This is a genomic window from Mycobacterium sp. (genome assembly GCF_032159565.1).
In the GTDB taxonomy this organism is placed as follows: Bacteria; Actinomycetota; Actinomycetes; order Mycobacteriales; family Mycobacteriaceae; genus Mycobacterium.
Window position 1 is genome coordinate 101,613 of the sequence record NZ_JAVHWR010000195.1, and the last position, 16,495, is coordinate 118,107.

The window sequence follows — 16,495 nt, forward strand, 5'->3', positions numbered from 1 at the left end:
GGCTGCGGTCGTTGATCGCGATTCGCCAGCTTGGGAGACCGGGTTTGTCCAGCGTGTACACAGTCGAGTAACCTCGACGGGTACCCGTGTGTGGTTTTGCGATCTCTGCTGCGGGTCACGTCAATAACAAAAGTCCCTTAAGTCCCTACGACCCAACCTGTCCGGAGCAACCCACCACATGCCAAGCCCCTCCGTCACCTCGCCGCAAGTAGCCGTCAACGACATCGGCTCTGCAGAGGACTTCCTCGCCGCCATCGACAAGACCATCAAATACTTCAACGATGGCGACATCGTCGAAGGGACCATCGTCAAGGTGGACCGCGACGAGGTCTTGCTCGACATCGGCTACAAGACCGAAGGTGTTATCCCTTCCCGCGAACTTTCCATCAAGCACGACGTCGACCCCGCTGAGGTTGTGTCCGTCGGCGACGAGGTCGAAGCCCTTGTCCTCACCAAGGAGGACAAGGAAGGCCGTCTGATCCTGTCCAAGAAGCGCGCACAGTACGAGCGCGCCTGGGGCACCATCGAAGAGCTCAAGGAAAAGGACGAGGCCGTCAAGGGCACCGTCATCGAGGTCGTCAAGGGCGGCCTGATCCTCGACATCGGCCTGCGCGGCTTCCTGCCTGCGTCGCTGGTCGAGATGCGCCGTGTCCGCGATCTGCAGCCGTACATCGGCAAGGAGATCGAGGCCAAGATCATCGAGCTCGACAAGAACCGCAACAACGTGGTGCTGTCCCGCCGTGCCTGGCTGGAGCAGACGCAGTCCGAGGTGCGCAGCGAGTTCCTCAACCAACTGCAGAAGGGCGCCGTCCGCAAGGGTGTCGTCAGCTCCATCGTCAACTTCGGCGCATTCGTCGACCTCGGCGGTGTCGACGGCCTGGTGCACGTCTCCGAGCTGTCCTGGAAGCACATCGACCATCCGTCCGAGGTCGTTCAGGTTGGCGACGAGGTCACTGTCGAGGTGCTCGACGTCGACATGGACCGCGAGCGAGTGTCGTTGTCGCTCAAGGCGACTCAGGAAGATCCGTGGCGGCACTTCGCCCGTACCCACGCGATCGGCCAGATCGTGCCGGGCAAGGTCACCAAGCTGGTGCCGTTCGGCGCGTTCGTCCGCGTCGAGGAGGGCATCGAGGGGCTGGTGCACATCTCCGAGTTGGCCGAGCGCCACGTGGAGGTACCCGACCAGGTGGTTGCCGTCGGCGACGACGCGATGGTCAAGGTCATCGACATCGACCTCGAGCGTCGCCGCATCTCGCTGTCGCTCAAGCAGGCCAACGAGGACTACACCGAGGAGTTCGACCCCAGCAAGTACGGCATGGCCGACAGCTACGACGAGCAGGGCAACTACATCTTCCCCGAGGGCTTCGACGCCGAGACCAACGAATGGGTCGAGGGCTTCGAGAAGCAGCGCGACGAGTGGGAGGCCCGCTACGCCGAGGCCGAGCGCAGGCACAAGATGCACACCGCGCAGATGGAGAAGTTCGCGGCCGCTGAAGCAGCAGAGGCCGAGAAGCCGTCGGCCAACGGTGCGCCGCGGTCCGAGGAGCAGTCCGCAGGCGGGTCGCTGGCCAGCGACGCGCAGCTGGCCGCACTCCGGGAGAAGCTGGCCGGCAGCGCCTAATCGGCGTTTGACCGGATGATTCGTATCGGTCTGACCGGCGGAATCGGCGCCGGCAAATCGACGGTGTCCGCCGCATTCAGCGAGTGCGGCGGCATCATCGTCGACGGCGACGTGATCGCCAGGGAAGTCGTCGAGCCCGGCACCGAAGGGCTGGCTGCGCTGGTTGACGCATTCGGCGACGACATCCTGCTGCCCGGCGGTGCCCTGAACCGGCCCGCGCTGGCGGCCAGGGCGTTCGTCGACGACGAGCAGCGCAGCAAGCTGAACGGCATCGTGCATCCCCTGGTGGGCCGGCGACGTGAGGAGATCATCGCCGCCGTCTCCGAGGACGCAGTGGTGGTGGAGGACATCCCGCTGCTCGTCGAGACCGGAATTGCGCCGATGTTCCCGCTCGTGGCCGTTGTGCACGCGGACGAGGAAACCAGGGTCAAGCGGCTGATCAAGCGCGGGATGGACGAGGCCGACGCCCGCGCGCGGATCGCCGCTCAAGCGCCCGAGGAGCAGCGTCGTGCGATAGCCGATGTACTGCTTGACAATTCGGGTTCGCAGGGCGAACTGACCGAACTCGCGCAGGATATCTGGTATCACCGGGTGCTGCCGCTGGCGCACAACATTCGCACGCGCGAATCTGTGCGTATGCCGCCGAAGCTCGTGCCCTACAGCCCGGCCTGGGCAGACGACGCCCGCCGGATCGTCAACCGGCTCAAGATGGCCTGCGGCGCAAAGGCATTGCGGGTCGACCACATCGGCTCGACGGCCGTTCCGGGTATGGACGCCAAGGACGTCATCGACGTTCAGGTGACAGTCGAATCACTGGATGTCGCCGACGAAATCGTGGGCGCATTGACCGATGTCGGCTATCCGCGCATCGAAGGCATCACCGCTGACGTACCGCACAATGGCGATCCGTCGTTGTGGCGCAAACGCGTTCACGGCGCGGCGGATCCGGGCCGTCCCGCGAATGTTCATCTGCGCGTGAATGATTGGCCGAATCAGCAGTTCGCGCTCATGTTCGTGGACTGGTTGAGGGCCAATCCCGGAGTCCGCGAAGACTATCTGGCGACCAAGCGCGCTGCGTTGAGCCAGCCGGATTACGCAGAGGCCAAGGAGCCGTGGTTTCTCGACGCCTATCGGCGCGCGAGGGCATGGGCCGACGCGACCGACTGGAAGCCCGCAGCGGCTCGCTAGGCGGTCGCTGCGGCGCCGCCGTCGCCGACCGGTGTCTGCCCGTCCGGCGCAGCGGGATCGGCAGGCGGGTCCCCGCGCTCCGGCACGACCGGGTTCGGTACGCCGCTCACCGGCGCCTCGCAGGTCAGCGCGCCGTAATCGGGGTCGTCCTTGACGGGCAGAACCCGCGGGGCGATGAAGTTTTCGGCCTTCGCCACCAGCGCGTCGTCCACCAGGATCTCGCACGTCAGGTTTGCGGAGTAAGGCCATTCGATGGAGATCCGCATATTGGCAGTGCCGGATGCGGGCAATACGGTGTTCACCTCGAAGGTGCGGCCCGGCACCATCGTCGGATTGGTCGTCTGGGTCTGATCGCCTTCCGCGGCGTAGGTGATCGTCGCGCCGCGGGACACGCCGTCGACGCGGGCGCGGTAGACGATGTTGTGCAGCGCCCCGGTGTCACCTTGGGCGGCGGGACTCGGCTGCGGCGGCCCCTCCGGATCGGCTAGTGCAGCGGTGGGAATTAACTGGGAGCCGACGATCAGGGTCGCCAGTGCTGAGGCGGTGATCCATCCGCGCTCTCCGAGACTCATGGCAGCGACCCTACCGCTCCGCGCCAGGTGAGGTCCAAGCCGTTGCCAGCGAGCCAACGGTGAAGGTCGTAGCCGTTGCGGGACAGGCCCTCAACGGCGTCGAGGGCGCTTCTGACGGCCTCCTCACCGACTTCGGGTGTCAGCAATCCGTGGCGCACGGCGGTCAGCAGTTCGTCGACATCGTGCAACTCGGCGCTCGTCCCCGTCCGCACCACGATGTCCAGATAGTGGTCCTCGGAATGCCACACCCGAGGGCCGGCCGCATATCGGCCGACGTCGAGGTAGTAGTCCTGGTCGAGTTCGTAGCCGGGGCTGAAATGGAAGATCGACGCACGCAATCCCAGCGACGGCAGCAGCCACGATTCCAGGTAATGGAATTGCGCGCGGCCGGGCGTCGGGCGGGCCATGTACAGCCCCCACGGTGTGACCGTGTACTCGTCCACCGCACGCAGGATCCCTTTCGGATCGGTGTTGGTGCGGGCGACCAGGTCGAATGTCTCATGCTTCGGAGCGTGGATGGCCTAAGCATAGGCTTGGGAACAGATCCGGAGGGCAGCAGCGATGGGCCCACGCCGGAGGCAGGGGACGACCCGGGAATGCCGGAGTGTCAGTGTGTCGTTCTACCCTGTGAACATGGCTTTCGCTACCGAACACCCCGTATTGGCGCACTCCGAGTACCGCCCTGTCGAGGCGATGGTGCGTGCAGGCGGCCGGTTCGAGGTCGTCAGCGAATACGACCCCGCGGGTGACCAGCCCGCCGCGATCGACGATCTGGAGCGCCGGATCAGGGCAGGGGAGCGCGATGTGGTGCTTCTCGGGGCCACCGGCACCGGCAAATCCGCGACCACCGCATGGCTGATCGAGCGACTGCAGCGGCCCACCCTGGTGATGGCGCCGAACAAGACGCTGGCCGCCCAACTCGCCAATGAACTGCGGGAGATGTTGCCCCACAATGCTGTTGAGTACTTCGTCTCGTACTACGACTACTATCAGCCCGAGGCGTACATCGCGCAGACCGACACCTACATCGAGAAGGACAGCTCGATCAACGACGACGTCGAGCGGCTGCGGCACTCCGCGACATCGAGCCTGCTGTCCCGGCGGGACGTGGTGGTGGTGGCCTCGGTGTCGTGCATTTACGGCCTCGGCACGCCCCAGTCGTATATGGACCGGTCCGTCGAGGTGAAGGTCGGGGAGGAGATCCCCCGCGACGCGCTGCTACGGCTGCTGGTGGACGTTCAGTACACCCGCAACGACATGGCGTTCACCCGCGGCTCGTTCCGGGTACGCGGGGACACCGTCGAGATCATCCCGTCGTACGAGGAGCTCGCGGTGCGGATCGAGTTCTTCGGCGACGAGATCGAGGCGCTGTACTACCTGCATCCGCTGACCGGCGATGTGATCCGCAGGGTGGATTCGCTGCGGATCTTTCCGGCCACTCACTACGTCGCGGGGCCCGATCGGATGGCGCAGGCCATATCGACGATCGAGCAGGAGCTCGAGGAGCGGCTGGCCGAGCTGGAGAAGCAGGGCAAGCTGCTGGAGGCGCAGCGGCTACGGATGCGGACCAATTACGACGTCGAGATGATGCGCCAGGTCGGGTTCTGCTCGGGCATCGAGAACTACTCGCGGCACATCGATGCCCGGCCTGCCGGGTCGGCGCCAGCCACGCTGATCGACTACTTTCCCGAGGATTTCCTGCTCGTCATCGACGAGTCGCACGTCACGGTTCCGCAGATCGGCGGCATGTACGAGGGCGACATGTCCCGCAAGCGCAACCTGGTGGACTTCGGTTTCAGGCTTCCGTCGGCAATCGACAACCGGCCCCTGACCTGGGAGGAATTCGCGAGCAGGATCGGACAGACGGTGTACCTGTCGGCGACACCGGGACCGTATGAGCTCAGCCAGTCCGGCGGCGAGTTCGTCGAACAGGTCATCCGGCCGACGGGGCTCGTCGATCCGCAGGTGGTGGTCAAGCCGACGAAGGGCCAGATCGACGATCTGATCGGCGAGATCCGCAAGCGGGTGCAGGCCGATGAGCGAGTCCTGGTCACCACGCTGACCAAGAAGATGGCCGAGGACCTCACGGACTACCTGTTGGAGATGGGGATCCGGACTCGTTATCTGCACTCCGAGGTCGACACACTGCGCCGGGTGGAACTGCTGCGGCAGCTGCGGCTCGGCGAATACGACGTGCTCGTCGGCATCAACCTGCTGCGGGAGGGCCTCGACCTGCCCGAGGTGTCGCTGGTGGCGATCCTGGACGCCGACAAGGAGGGTTTCCTGCGCTCACCGCGCAGCCTGATCCAGACCATCGGCCGCGCTGCCCGCAACGTGGCGGGTGAGGTGCACATGTACGCAGACACCATGACCGACTCGATGAAGCAGGCCATCGACGAGACCGACCGCAGGCGGGCGAAGCAGATTGCCTACAACGAGGCCAACGGCATCGATCCACAGCCGCTTCGCAAGAAGATCGCCGACATCCTCGACCAGGTCTACCGCGAGGCCGACGACACCGATGTCGAGATCGGAGGCTCGGGTCGCAACGCGTCGCGGGGCCGCCGCGCCCAAGGCGAGCCGGGAAGGGCCGTGAGCGCCGGGATCGTCGAGGGGCGCGACACCTCGAACATGCCGAGGGCCGAACTCGCCGACCTCATCAAGGATCTGACCGCGCAGATGATGGCGGCGGCACGCGACCTGCAATTCGAGCTGGCGGCCCGAATCCGCGACGAGATCGCGGATTTGAAGAAGGAATTACGCGGCATGGATGCGGCCGGACTGAAATAACGTTGATCTCAACTGTGGTTGAGGTCATACGGTGGCGGATGTGACTGAGACTGCGACGATCAAGCCGGGTACCTGGGGAGAGCTGCTGGGCCGTGAGCGGCTCGGCACCGCAACCCTGCTGGCCGGTGGAGTCGGTCTCTACGCGACCAACGAGTTCCTTACCATCAGCCTGTTGCCGAGCACTGTCGCCGACATCGGCGGTCAGCGGTTCTACGCATGGGTGATCGCGGTGTACCTCGTCGGCTCCGTGGTTGCGGCGGCCGCGGTCAACCCACTTCTCGTCAGGTTCGGGCCGCGGGCGTCATACCTCTTCACGCTGGCCATCTTCGCCGTCGGCACATTGGGATGTGCGCTTGCTCCGAATATGGAGTTGCTGCTGGTCGCCCGCACCGTGCAAGGCGCAGCCGGCGGAATGCTCGCCGGCCTCGGTTACGCCGTGATCAATGCCGCGCTGCCGAACTGGTTGTGGACGCGGGCATCGGCGTTGGTGTCTGCGATGTGGGGTGTCAGCGTGATCATCGGCCCCGCGATGGGCGGCATCTTCGCCCAATTGGGCATCTGGCGCTGGGCTTTCGGCTCGCTGGTGATCATGACGTGTGCGATGGCTGCGCTCGTCCCAGGCGCACTGCCTGCCCGGCAGCACAGTGAAGAGAAGCCTTCGGCGATCCCACGGATTCCGTTGTGGTCACTGTTGCTGCTCGGTGCGGCCGCGCTGGCGATCAGCGCCGCAGGCGTGCAGCGGGCCACCGCCGCCACGTTCGGCCTTCTCACCGTCGGCGCGCTGCTGGTCGGACTGTTCCTCGTCGTCGACCTCAAGGCGAAGGCGACGGTGTTGCCGCGGGCCGCATTCGGCCCCGGTCCGCTGAAGTGGATGTATGTCACGATCGGCCTGCTGATGGCCGCGACGATGGTTGACATGTACGTGCCCCTGTTCGCCCAGCACCTGGCGGGCATGGTGCCCGCGGCGGCGGGATTCTTCGGCGCAGTGCTGGCGGTGGGCTGGACGTTATCCGAGGTTGCGAGTGCGTCGGTTAGCCGTACAGCCACGATCGTCCGCCTGGTCGCCGTGGCTCCCGTGGTCGTGGCGGTCGGGCTGGCAATCGGCGCACTGGTCCTCGGCGACCACTTGACGTGGCCTTTGATATCGGCGTGGGCGGTCGGGTTGTTCATCACCGGCTCGGGTGTCGGCATCGCGTGGCCGCACCTGTCGGCCTGGATCATGGGCGCGATCGACGAACCGGTGGAGGCAGGCGCCGCCGCGGCCGCGATCAACACCGTGCAGCTGATTTCCGGGTCGTTCGGGGCGGGACTGGCGGGCGTCGTCGTCAACGTCACCCAGGGCGGTGACGCGGCCGCGGCCCGGTGGTTGTCCATAGTGTTCGCTGTGCTCGCCGCGGCCGGGATGGTGGCCTCGTATCGCGCATCGCGCGGACGCTAGGGTCGATTCAATGGATGCCTTCTCCGCCGGGCAGCTGACCCGGGCCCTCGACAGATTGCATTCGACGATTTACTTCGCTCCCGAGGCCAACGAGAGATTCAGCGAACTCGGCCTGAAGCACCAACGCATGCAGTACTTCGCGAGTCGGTCGGCGCCGATGGGAGCCGTCACGGCGAAAGTCGTTGCCGCAACCTTCTATAACTTCAACCCCGAGCTGGTCGCAAAGGCGATTCCGGCAGCGTGGGAGGTCGCATCACCGGCAGCCGTCACCCGGGTGCGTTACGAAATCGTCGATGCGGTGATTCCGAAGATCCTCGGGGACGAGCGGGTCCGATCACCGGAGTTGGCGCACTCCACGGCAATAGTGCGCCGCGCCGCCGAGGCCATTCCGAACGCGGACGGCCGCGCGCTCTACGCCGGCCACGCCGAACTGGACTGGCCGGAGACACCTCACCCGCAGCTGTGGCACGCGATCACACTGCTACGCGAATACCGGGGCGACGGCCACGTCGCCGCTCTGGTGACCCACGGGCTCAGCGGTCTGGAAGCGCTGATCACCCATGTCGCGACGGGAACCGGCTTTGCTCCCGATTACGGCCGGAAACTGCGGGGGTGGAGTCAACAGCAGTGGGACGAATCGGTTGAGAGGTTGCGCTCGCGAGGTCTGCTCGACGACGAAGCTCAGCTGACGGCGGCCGGTAACGATCTACGCAGCAAGATCGAGGATCTGACCGACAATCTGGCGTACGCGCCGTGGCGGACGGTGTCCGACGACGATGTCCAGGAACTGGTTTCGCTAGGGGGCATCATTCGCGCCGCCGTTCGCGCCGCCGGCGTGTTTCCGAGCAACGCGTTCGGCCCGCGGTACGGGCAGCATCGCTAGTCCGGGTCCTCGTCGAGCTGACGGATCGTCGTCACGCCGTCGATTCCCGCCAGCACCGCCGGTGCGTTCAGGATGCCGTTGCCTGTCAGCGTCAACACGACGCCCGACTGGCCCGGGGCTGCGCCGAGCGGTTCGCCCCCCGAGTCCGCGGTCAGCTCCGTGAGCGCCCACTGCCGTCGTTCGCACGCCTGCAGCAGTTGACTCATGACGCCTTGTCCTTCGGTATAGGTGAGGTGCAGGCGGATCGCGCCACTGAGCCGGGCGCTCAAGCGTCGGGCCAGTGGCATGAAGCCGACGACCATGCATGCCCGTCACCGTGAAAGCGAGGAGGAGCAGACCTGCGCCGGCCGCCATTCCGATCGCGGCGGACTCCCAGATGGCCGCCGCGGTCGTCAGCCCATGTACCGAACCGCGGCGGAATATGATGATGCCCGCGCCGAGAAAGCCGATGCCGGAAACGATTTGGGCCGCAACCCGGGATGGATCGACCTCTACGGTGCCTGCGACGAGCACGTCGCTGAACCCGTACTTGCTCACCAGGAGAATGAGGGCCGCCGCTGTGCCCACGATGGTCTGCGTGCGGATTCCGGCGCTCTTGCCTTGAAGCTCGCGCTCCAGTCCGATGAGCGCGGTCAACCCGAAGGCGACGAACAACTCGACGATCTGCCGGACGCCCTGTCCAAGGCCGCCGAAGAACGGCGGATCGGCTGCCAGCCAGAGATCCATCCGATGAAGCTAGCGCCGGTGTCCATGTGTCGAGTCCCGGCGCGCCGTGCGCGCGTCGATTTGCTGGCGGCTTCTAACGACTATGCTTCCGCCAGGCTCAATGCGATCGGAGTCGTCGATGTCCACACACGATTCACAGCGACATTTGTATCTCGGGACCCTGCTGCAGTTCGCGTTGCGGACAGTGATCATCGGGTTCGTGACTGTGACTTTGCTCTGGGAACCGCCGAACCGGCATGAATGGACATGCTTCGCCCTGTTGGCGGTGTACGCCGTGGTGGTCGGCTCGTGGAGCGCGTGGGCGCTGAGGCCGGCATCGCGAATGGCGGCGGCAGCCCGGACGCGCGTCACGCTGCTGGTGTTGACGGCGGATGTCGCGGTCTTGTCGATCATCTCGGTGCTGACGGGGATCACGTCGCCGGAGGTATGGACTTCCGACGTGATCAGCAGCGGGCTGTTCCTGATCCCGTTGATCGCCGCCGCGCAACTCGATCCCACCATCAGCGGTGCGATGGCGATCCCGACGGTTTCAGCGTTCTTCGTGACTTCTGCGTTCACGAGAGCGGCGAACGAAGAGCCGTGGCCCTCGATTCTGCTGAACACGGCCGTGCTGGCAGCCTTGGCGGGCGGCTCCGTCGCTGTGTCGCTCATTCAGCGGGCCAGGGTCGAGGTGATCGAAGACTTGGCGGAGCAGCGAACTCAACTGCTGCAGGACATGCTGGGACTGGAAACGCGTGAGCGACAAGCGATTTCCGAGCGGCTGCACGACGGGGCGCTGCAGTACGTGCTGGTGGCCCGCCAGGACATGGACGACGTGCGCGACGGTTCGGGTGAGGCGGTGGACAGAGTGGACGCGGCGCTCGTCGAGTGTTCGGGACTGCTGCGCGACGTCGTCCGTGAACTGCACCCTGAAGTGCTTGCCCGATCCGGATTGAAGGCGGCCGTCCAAACGCTGGCCGACGGTATCGGCGTCCGCAGTGGTCTGCACGTCGAGGTCGACGCTCGGACATGGCCGGATGGTTTGCACACCGATGCCGATCACGTGCTCTACGGGGCGGCCAGGGAGGCGTTGACCAACGTGATCAAACACGCGCGGGCACAGAATGTCTGGGTCGAATTGGAGTTCCGCGATGGGCGGGCGACATTGCGGATAGCAGACGACGGAATCGGCATCTCGCGGGCAAGGCTCGCCAAGAGCGTCGAAGCCGGGCACATCGGCATGGCCTCGACCCGCACGAAGGTACTCGCGGCCGACGGGCAGTTCGACGTCAGACCGACGTCACCGGGAACCGAGGTAACCGTCTGCATTCCGCTCGAACCAGTTTCTGTCGGCCATGCGTCCGAGGAGATGGCGGCGCTTTAGCGATCACTGCGAGCCGAATGGTTGCCTGTGTCGGCGGCCGTCGGCACAGTCATATGGCGACGCGGGTGTGGCTGAGCGGCTAGGCAGCGGCCTGCAAAGCCGTGTACACGGGTTCGAATCCCGTCACTCGCTCCTAGAAGATCTCAGCGTCAACCCAATCCGGCCACGACGCGCAGATCGGCGACGAGGGCATCGAACGCCTTCTCGCGGTCTTCTGGCGGCCCGCGCAGGATCGCTGACGGATGTACGGTCGCGACAACTCCGAAATCGACATCGAGGTCGATCTTTGCGTCATCTGGCAGTCGAAGCACCTCGCCGCGGTGCGCGGTCAGCCGAAAGCTGCTGCCCATCAGAGCCTTCGCAGCCGTCGCACCGAGTAGAACGACGACATCGGGCTCTACCGCCTCGATTTCGGCCAGCAACCAGGGTCGGCATGCCACTACCTCGGTTCGGCTCGGAGTCTTGTGAATGCGTCGCTGACCGCGCTGCTCGAATTTGAAATGCTTGACCGCGTTGGTTACATATACGCGTTCACCATCGATACCGGCGGCGACGAGAGCCTTGTCCAGCAGCTGACCGGCCGGACCGACGAACGGCCGCCCCGTCTTGTCCTCCTGATCGCCGGGCTGTTCGCCGACGAACAGCACCCTGGCCTCCGTCGATCCAGCACCGAACACCGCTTGAGTAGCGTCCCGATAGAGGTCGCAGCCCTTGCAGCACTGCGACGCCTCGGACAGGACGGTCAGGTCGTGGGTGTCGGGCACGAATTCTGCGGCGCCTGGCAATGCCATATGCACCGGATTACCCGCTACTCGCCGTGCCACTCAGGGGCGGCGACAGCTTTCTGTTGTCGCTGTCACGTCCACCGTGCGACGTGACCTTCGCTGCGCCGAAAACACGAAATCCCAGGACAATGCTGTTCACCCCGAGGAATCACTGTGATGTTTGCCCGACCACGGGTTAGGGTCGTTCGTTGGCGGTGCAAATGACTCTGGGAGGGTATGGATGAGCGGCTATCGGACCGTTGTGGTCGGCACGGACGGCTCGGATTCGTCGTTGCGTGCGGTGGACAAGGCCGGTCAGATCGCTGCGGGGTCGGGTGCGAAGGTGATCGTCGCGACCGCGTACTTCCCCCAGAGCGAAGACCAGCGGGCCGCCGACGTCCTGAAGGACGAGGGCTACAAGATGGCCGGCAACGCTCCGATCTACGCGATCCTGCGGGAGGCGAAAGACCGCGCAAAGGCTGCCGGGGCGGAAGACGTCGAGGAGAAGGCCGTCGTCGGTGCGCCGGTGGACGCCCTCGTCGACCTCGCCGCAGAAGTCAACGCCGACCTACTCGTGGTCGGCAACGTCGGGCTCAGCACCATCGCCGGTCGGCTGCTCGGCTCGGTGCCCGCCAATGTGGCGCGGCGCTCCAAGACCGACGTGCTGATCGTTCACACCTCGTAATCCCCACCGAGATTACGTAGCCGACGCCTTGGCAATTTCGGCGGTGGCGGCATCCAGCATCGCGTTGAACTCTTCGTCGCTCTGCTGTGCGGTCAGCCCCTCGGTCAGCGCACGGGAGAAGCTCGCGATCACGCCGTTGTCGCGCGCCAGCTTCTCGCACGCGTCGTGGCGGCTGTAGCCGCCGGAGAGTGCCACCACACGAATCACATTGGGATGCTCGACGAGTTCCCGGTAGAGGTTGTCGGTGTCCGGCAGAGTGAGCTTGAGCATGACCTTCTGGTCACCGAGTTGGTTCACGCCGTCGAGAAGACTTGCCTTGAGCTGATCCTCCGCCTCGGCCTTGCGCGGGCTCTTGATGTCGACCTCCGGTTCGATGATCGGCACAAGGCCCTTCGCGAGCACCTGCCTGCCGATCTCGAACTGCTGGGCAACGACCGCGTCCAGACCGGCACCGGGCAGTTTGATGACTGACCTCTCCTTGGTACCGAAGACGTCGTTGGCGACCGCGCGGTCCAGCAGCTCGTCAAGGCCGGGAATCGGCTTCATCGTCTGCGCGCCGTCCTGCTCCTCGGCCAGGCCCTTGTCGATCTTCAGGAACGGCACGATGCCCTTGACGTTCCACAGGTAGTCGGCGGTCGGCCGGCCCTCGATGGTGCGGTCCATCGTCTGTTCGAACAGAATCGCACCCATGATGCGGCCCGCGTCGAAGGCGGGGCTGGTGATGATGCGGGTGCGCATCTCATGCACCAGATCAAACATTTGCTCGTCGCTCGAGTAGGCGTCTTCGGCGATGCCGTAGAGCTTCAGCGCCTTCGGGGTGCTGCCGCCGCTCTGGTCCAGTGCCGCGATGAATCCGGCGCCACTGCGCGCCTTCTCCAACTGCTCGGGATTCATGTCCTTCTCCTTCTCGACTGCGCTGCAGTCACCTTAAGACCCGCGCGAACTGCTTGATCGGGTGGATGCCGTAGAGGTCGCGATACGACGGCGGCCGCCGGCCACCGTCGTCCTCGATGCCGTACTCACGTGCGAGTTCGGCGCCGATCCACGTCAGACCGCTCTTCTCCATGAGGTTGACGTCGTTGAACAGCGACCAGATGAGATGGCCCGTCAGTTCGGGCGTCTCGGCGATATCGCGCATGCGGTCGAACTTCTCCGGGTCGCTCTCGATGACTTTCTTGAGCCGTTCGGTGAGCAGGATGCCCATCCAGATCGACACCGTCGCGATGCCGAATTCCTGGAAGTCCACCGCCATGTCGGCGGCCATCTTGTCCATGCCGGCCTTGTGCACGCCATACGACGGGCCGAAGACGTAGTGGGCCGCACCGGGGGCCGACGTGAAGACGACCAGCCCGTGGCGCTGCGGCAGCATCAGCGGTGCGGCGAACACCGTTGCGACGTAACCGCTTCGGAGTCCGACGTCGAGTGTGTCGATGACGTTGACCGGTTCCTCCCAGAACCGGGTGCGGCCCATCATCTCGTCGCGGATGATCGCGGCGTTGTTGACCAGGATGTCGAGCCGGCCCTGCTCGCGCTCCACCTGTTCGAAGAGCGCCTTGGTCTGCTCGTCGTCGGCATGGTCGACGTGGACGGCGATGCCCTGACCGCCCGCCGCGGTCACCTGTTCGGCCGTTTCGTGGATGGTGCCTGCGAGCGGTGATTCGCCGGGCTTCTCCGTCCGCCCGGTGACGTAGACGATGCACCCGTGGCTGCCGAGCGCATGGGCGATGCCGAGTCCGGCGCCGCGGCTGGCACCGGTCACCACGGCGACGGGTTTGTCGGCCGACATCACCAACCGCGCTGCTTCCACTCTGCGAGGTGTGGCCGCTCTGCGCCGAGCGTGGTGTCGTCGCCGTGACCGGGATACACGACCGTCGAGTCGCCGTAGACGTCGAACACCCGGCCGGACACGTCGGCGAGCAGTTTCTCGAAGTCGCCTTCCTGCCACGTCTTGCCGACACCGCCGGGGAACAGGCAGTCGCCGGTGAACAGGTGGGTGGCTCCGGTGTCCGGGTCGGCTCCGTCGAGGGCCAGGGCGACCGATCCCGGGGTGTGGCCCTGCAGGTGGATCACGTCGAAGGAGAGCTCGCCGATGTCGATCGTCTCGCCGTTGGCCAGGATCCGGTCCGGTTTCACCGGGAGCGGTTCGGCGTCGAGTCGATGGGCGGCCGTCGGCGCCCCGGTCGCCTCGGCCACCTCGGCCAGGGCCAGCCAGTGATCGGGATGCTGGTGACTGGTGACGATCAGCGACAGCTTCGGGGCGTACCGCTCGATCAGCTCGAGCAGGATCTCGGCGTCGTTGGCGGCGTCGATGAGTAGCGCTTCGCCGGTCTGGGAACACGTGACCAGGTAGGCGTTGTTGTCCATAGGGCCCACCGAGACCTTGACGATCGACGCGCCAGGGAGGTTGCGACGAGCCGCGGTCTGGGGGCCGACATGGCCGGTGTAGTTATCGTCGACGACAGTCATGGTGCTCACGGTATCGGCCTTGGCTGGGGCTTGTCGTAGGCGGCACATAGCATGGGCATGAACTATGTCTTCAGGAGGACTTCTTCTTTTGAAAGAGGATGGGATTGGCTGAGCGCCTGATCGTCAAGGGTGCGCGGGAGCACAACCTGCGAAGTATCGACCTCGAACTGCCTCGTGATGCGCTGATCGTCTTCACCGGTCTGTCCGGGTCGGGCAAGTCGTCGCTGGCGTTCGACACGATCTTCGCCGAGGGCCAGCGGCGCTACGTCGAATCGCTGTCGGCGTATGCCCGCCAGTTCCTGGGTCAGATGGACAAGCCGGACGTCGACTTCATCGAGGGTCTGTCGCCCGCGGTGTCGATCGACCAGAAGTCCACCAACCGCAACCCGCGATCCACGGTCGGCACCATCACGGAGGTCTACGACTATCTGCGGCTGCTCTATGCGCGCGCCGGGACGCCGCACTGCCCGGTGTGCGGTGAGCGCATCGCCCGGCAGACACCGCAGCAGATCGTCGACCAGGTGCTCGCAATGGATGAGGGCCTGCGCTTTCAGGTGCTCGCTCCGGTGGTGCGGACCCGCAAGGGCGAATTCGTCGATCTGTTCGACAAGCTGAATTCGCAGGGGTACAGCCGAGTTCGGGTCGACGGCGTGGTGTATCCGCTCACCGAGCCGCCGACGCTGAAGAAGCAGGAGAAGCACGACATCGAGGTGGTCGTCGACCGGCTGACGGTCAAGACGTCCGCCAAGCAGCGGCTGACCGACTCGGTGGAGACCGCGCTGAAGCTGGCCGACGGCATCGTCGTGCTGGAGTTCGTCGACCGCGAAGACGACCATCCCCACCGCGAGCAGCGCTTCTCCGAGAAGCTGGCCTGCCCGAACGGGCATCCGCTTGCCGTCGACGACCTCGAGCCGCGGTCGTTCTCGTTCAACTCGCCCTATGGCGCCTGCCCGGAGTGCACCGGCCTCGGCATCCGCAAGGAGGTGGACCCCGACCTGGTGGTACCCGATCCGGACCTCACGCTGGCCGAAGGCGCGATAGCGCCGTGGTCGATGGGCCAGACGGCGGACTACTTCACCCGCATGCTGTCTGGGTTGGGCGACCAGCTGGGCTTCGACGTCGACACCCCGTGGAAGAAGCTGCCCGCCAAGGCCCGCAAGGCGATCCTCGAAGGCTGCAACGAGCAGGTGCACGTGCGGTACAAGAACCGTTACGGCCGAACCCGTTCGTATTACGCCGATTTTGAGGGCGTGATGGCATTCCTGCAGCGGCGCATGGAGCAGACGGACTCCGAGCAGATGAAGGAGCGCTACGAAGGCTTCATGCGTGACGTGCCGTGCCCCGAGTGCAACGGCACGCGGCTGAAGCCCGAGATCCTGGCCGTCACGCTGTCGGCGGGCAAGCATGGCTCGAAGTCGATAGCCGAGGTTTCCGAACTGTCGATCGCCGATGCGTCAGACTTCCTGAACTCGTTGACCCTGGGCTCGCGCGAACAGGCGATCGCGGGGCAGGTGCTCAAGGAGATCCAGTCACGGCTCGGTTTCCTGCTCGACGTCGGGCTGGAATACCTGTCGCTGTCTCGTGCGGCCGCGACGCTGTCCGGCGGTGAAGCGCAACGCATTCGGCTTGCCACGCAGATCGGCTCCGGCCTGGTCGGGGTGCTCTACGTGCTCGACGAGCCGTCCATCGGGCTGCACCAGCGCGACAACCGGCGACTGATCGAGACGTTGTTGCGCCTGAAGAACCTGGGCAACACCCTGATTGTGGTCGAACACGACCTCGACACCATCGCGCACGCTGACTGGGTGGTCGACATCGGCCCGTTGGCGGGCGAGCACGGCGGACGCATCGTACACAGCGGCACATACGCCGACCTTCTGAAGAATCGTGAATCTCTCACCGGCGCTTATCTTTCCGGCCGGGAAACCATCGACCAACCAGCCAACCGGCGCCCAATCGACCCCAAGCGGCCGCTGACGGTGGTGGGTGCACGGGAACA

The 16,495-nt window shown here is 65.3% G+C and carries 14 protein-coding genes, 1 tRNA gene and 1 pseudogene; 9 read left to right on the forward strand and 7 right to left on the reverse strand.

The window, feature by feature from the left end; all coding sequences use genetic code 11:
• Positions 1-178 precede the first annotated feature (178 nt).
• Both rpsA and coaE read left to right on the forward strand, forming a co-directional pair.
• Positions 179-1,621 (forward strand): 30S ribosomal protein S1, encoded by a 1,443-nt coding sequence (gene rpsA, locus QOC76_RS26590; RefSeq protein ID WP_526362098.1) that lies wholly within the window; start codon positions 179-181, stop codon positions 1,619-1,621.
• 15 nt (positions 1,622-1,636) lie between these two features.
• Positions 1,637-2,809, forward strand: coding sequence for a dephospho-CoA kinase (coaE, locus tag QOC76_RS26595; RefSeq protein WP_526362100.1), 1,173 nt, complete (start codon positions 1,637-1,639; stop codon positions 2,807-2,809).
• Here coaE and QOC76_RS26600 read toward each other — a convergent pair.
• Both QOC76_RS26600 and QOC76_RS26605 read right to left on the reverse strand, forming a co-directional pair.
• Positions 2,806-3,381 (reverse strand): hypothetical protein, encoded by a 576-nt coding sequence (locus tag QOC76_RS26600; RefSeq protein WP_526362102.1) that lies wholly within the window; start codon positions 3,379-3,381, stop codon positions 2,806-2,808. The two genes, coaE and QOC76_RS26600, sit on opposite strands and share 4 nt — an antisense overlap.
• Positions 3,378-3,833 carry a ribonuclease FAU-1 family protein gene (locus tag QOC76_RS26605; RefSeq protein ID WP_526362139.1) on the reverse strand — a complete coding sequence of 152 codons (456 nt, stop codon included), beginning with the start codon at positions 3,831-3,833 and terminating at the stop codon, positions 3,378-3,380. The genes QOC76_RS26600 and QOC76_RS26605 overlap by 4 nt, the downstream gene beginning before the upstream one ends.
• A gap of 181 nt (positions 3,834-4,014) precedes the next feature.
• Between QOC76_RS26605 and uvrB the strand changes: the two genes are divergently transcribed.
• From uvrB to QOC76_RS26620, 3 genes are read left to right on the forward strand one after another with little or no spacing between them, the layout of a single operon-like run.
• A complete protein-coding gene (uvrB, locus tag QOC76_RS26610; protein ID WP_526362104.1) occupies positions 4,015-6,171 on the forward strand; it encodes an excinuclease ABC subunit UvrB in 2,157 nt (718 codons plus the stop codon).
• A 40-nt stretch (positions 6,172-6,211) separates the two neighbouring features.
• Positions 6,212-7,609, forward strand: a complete 1,398-nt coding sequence (locus tag QOC76_RS26615; RefSeq protein ID WP_526362106.1) for an MFS transporter — start codon at positions 6,212-6,214, stop codon at positions 7,607-7,609.
• Between the two features lie 10 nt (positions 7,610-7,619).
• Positions 7,620-8,492 carry an SCO6745 family protein gene (locus tag QOC76_RS26620; protein ID WP_526362108.1) on the forward strand — a complete coding sequence of 291 codons (873 nt, stop codon included), beginning with the start codon at positions 7,620-7,622 and terminating at the stop codon, positions 8,490-8,492.
• Here the strand turns inward: QOC76_RS26620 and QOC76_RS26625 are convergent.
• Positions 8,489-9,218: pseudogene (locus QOC76_RS26625) on the reverse strand (MgtC/SapB family protein). The gene QOC76_RS26620 and the pseudogene QOC76_RS26625 overlap by 4 nt on opposite strands.
• Before the next feature lie 199 nt (positions 9,219-9,417).
• On the opposite strand from QOC76_RS26625, the gene QOC76_RS26630 reads away from it, so the two are divergent.
• Entirely contained in the window at positions 9,418-10,581 is a 1,164-nt protein-coding gene (locus QOC76_RS26630) for a sensor histidine kinase (RefSeq protein ID WP_526362141.1), read from the forward strand.
• A 61-nt stretch (positions 10,582-10,642) separates the two neighbouring features.
• Positions 10,643-10,713: transfer RNA gene (locus QOC76_RS26635), tRNA-Cys, on the forward strand.
• A 17-nt stretch (positions 10,714-10,730) separates the two neighbouring features.
• On the opposite strand, the gene QOC76_RS26640 is transcribed toward QOC76_RS26635, so the two are convergent.
• Positions 10,731-11,372 (reverse strand): UdgX family uracil-DNA binding protein, encoded by a 642-nt coding sequence (locus QOC76_RS26640; RefSeq protein ID WP_526362110.1) that lies wholly within the window; start codon positions 11,370-11,372, stop codon positions 10,731-10,733.
• A 214-nt stretch (positions 11,373-11,586) separates the two neighbouring features.
• Here QOC76_RS26640 and QOC76_RS26645 point away from each other — a divergent pair, with 214 nt between their 5' ends.
• Complete coding sequence (locus QOC76_RS26645; protein WP_526362112.1) at positions 11,587-12,030, forward strand: universal stress protein; 444 nt, start codon at positions 11,587-11,589, stop codon at positions 12,028-12,030.
• A gap of 12 nt (positions 12,031-12,042) precedes the next feature.
• Here QOC76_RS26645 and QOC76_RS26650 read toward each other — a convergent pair whose 3' ends face one another.
• The 3 genes from QOC76_RS26650 to QOC76_RS26660 are packed head-to-tail and all read right to left on the reverse strand — an operon-like array spanning position 12,043 to position 14,496.
• Positions 12,043-12,924, reverse strand: coding sequence for a fructose bisphosphate aldolase (locus QOC76_RS26650; RefSeq protein ID WP_526362114.1), 882 nt, complete (start codon positions 12,922-12,924; stop codon positions 12,043-12,045).
• A gap of 28 nt (positions 12,925-12,952) precedes the next feature.
• A complete protein-coding gene (locus QOC76_RS26655; protein ID WP_526362116.1) occupies positions 12,953-13,816 on the reverse strand; it encodes an SDR family NAD(P)-dependent oxidoreductase in 864 nt (287 codons plus the stop codon).
• A complete protein-coding gene (locus QOC76_RS26660) occupies positions 13,816-14,496 on the reverse strand; it encodes an MBL fold metallo-hydrolase (protein WP_526362118.1) in 681 nt (226 codons plus the stop codon). Before QOC76_RS26660 ends, QOC76_RS26655 begins: the two co-directional genes overlap by 1 nt.
• A gap of 104 nt (positions 14,497-14,600) precedes the next feature.
• Here QOC76_RS26660 and uvrA point away from each other — a divergent pair.
• The coding region (gene uvrA, locus QOC76_RS26665; protein WP_526362120.1) for an excinuclease ABC subunit UvrA at positions 14,601-16,495 on the forward strand (1,895 nt) is incomplete at its 3' end.

Coding starts and splice junctions, on each gene's coding strand:
- coaE (WP_526362100.1), top strand. CDS start 1,637: ATGATTCGTATCGGTCTGACCGGCGGAATCGGCGCCGGCAAATCGACG.
- QOC76_RS26655 (WP_526362116.1), bottom strand. CDS start 13,816: ATGTCGGCCGACAAACCCGTCGCCGTGGTGACCGGTGCCAGCCGCGGC.
- uvrB (WP_526362104.1), top strand. CDS start 4,015: ATGGCTTTCGCTACCGAACACCCCGTATTGGCGCACTCCGAGTACCGC.
- rpsA (WP_526362098.1), top strand. CDS start 179: ATGCCAAGCCCCTCCGTCACCTCGCCGCAAGTAGCCGTCAACGACATC.
- QOC76_RS26660 (WP_526362118.1), bottom strand. CDS start 14,496: ATGACTGTCGTCGACGATAACTACACCGGCCATGTCGGCCCCCAGACC.
- QOC76_RS26645 (WP_526362112.1), top strand. CDS start 11,587: ATGAGCGGCTATCGGACCGTTGTGGTCGGCACGGACGGCTCGGATTCG.
- QOC76_RS26640 (WP_526362110.1), bottom strand. CDS start 11,372: ATGGCATTGCCAGGCGCCGCAGAATTCGTGCCCGACACCCACGACCTG.
- QOC76_RS26650 (WP_526362114.1), bottom strand. CDS start 12,924: ATGAATCCCGAGCAGTTGGAGAAGGCGCGCAGTGGCGCCGGATTCATC.
- QOC76_RS26620 (WP_526362108.1), top strand. CDS start 7,620: ATGGATGCCTTCTCCGCCGGGCAGCTGACCCGGGCCCTCGACAGATTG.
- QOC76_RS26600 (WP_526362102.1), bottom strand. CDS start 3,381: ATGAGTCTCGGAGAGCGCGGATGGATCACCGCCTCAGCACTGGCGACC.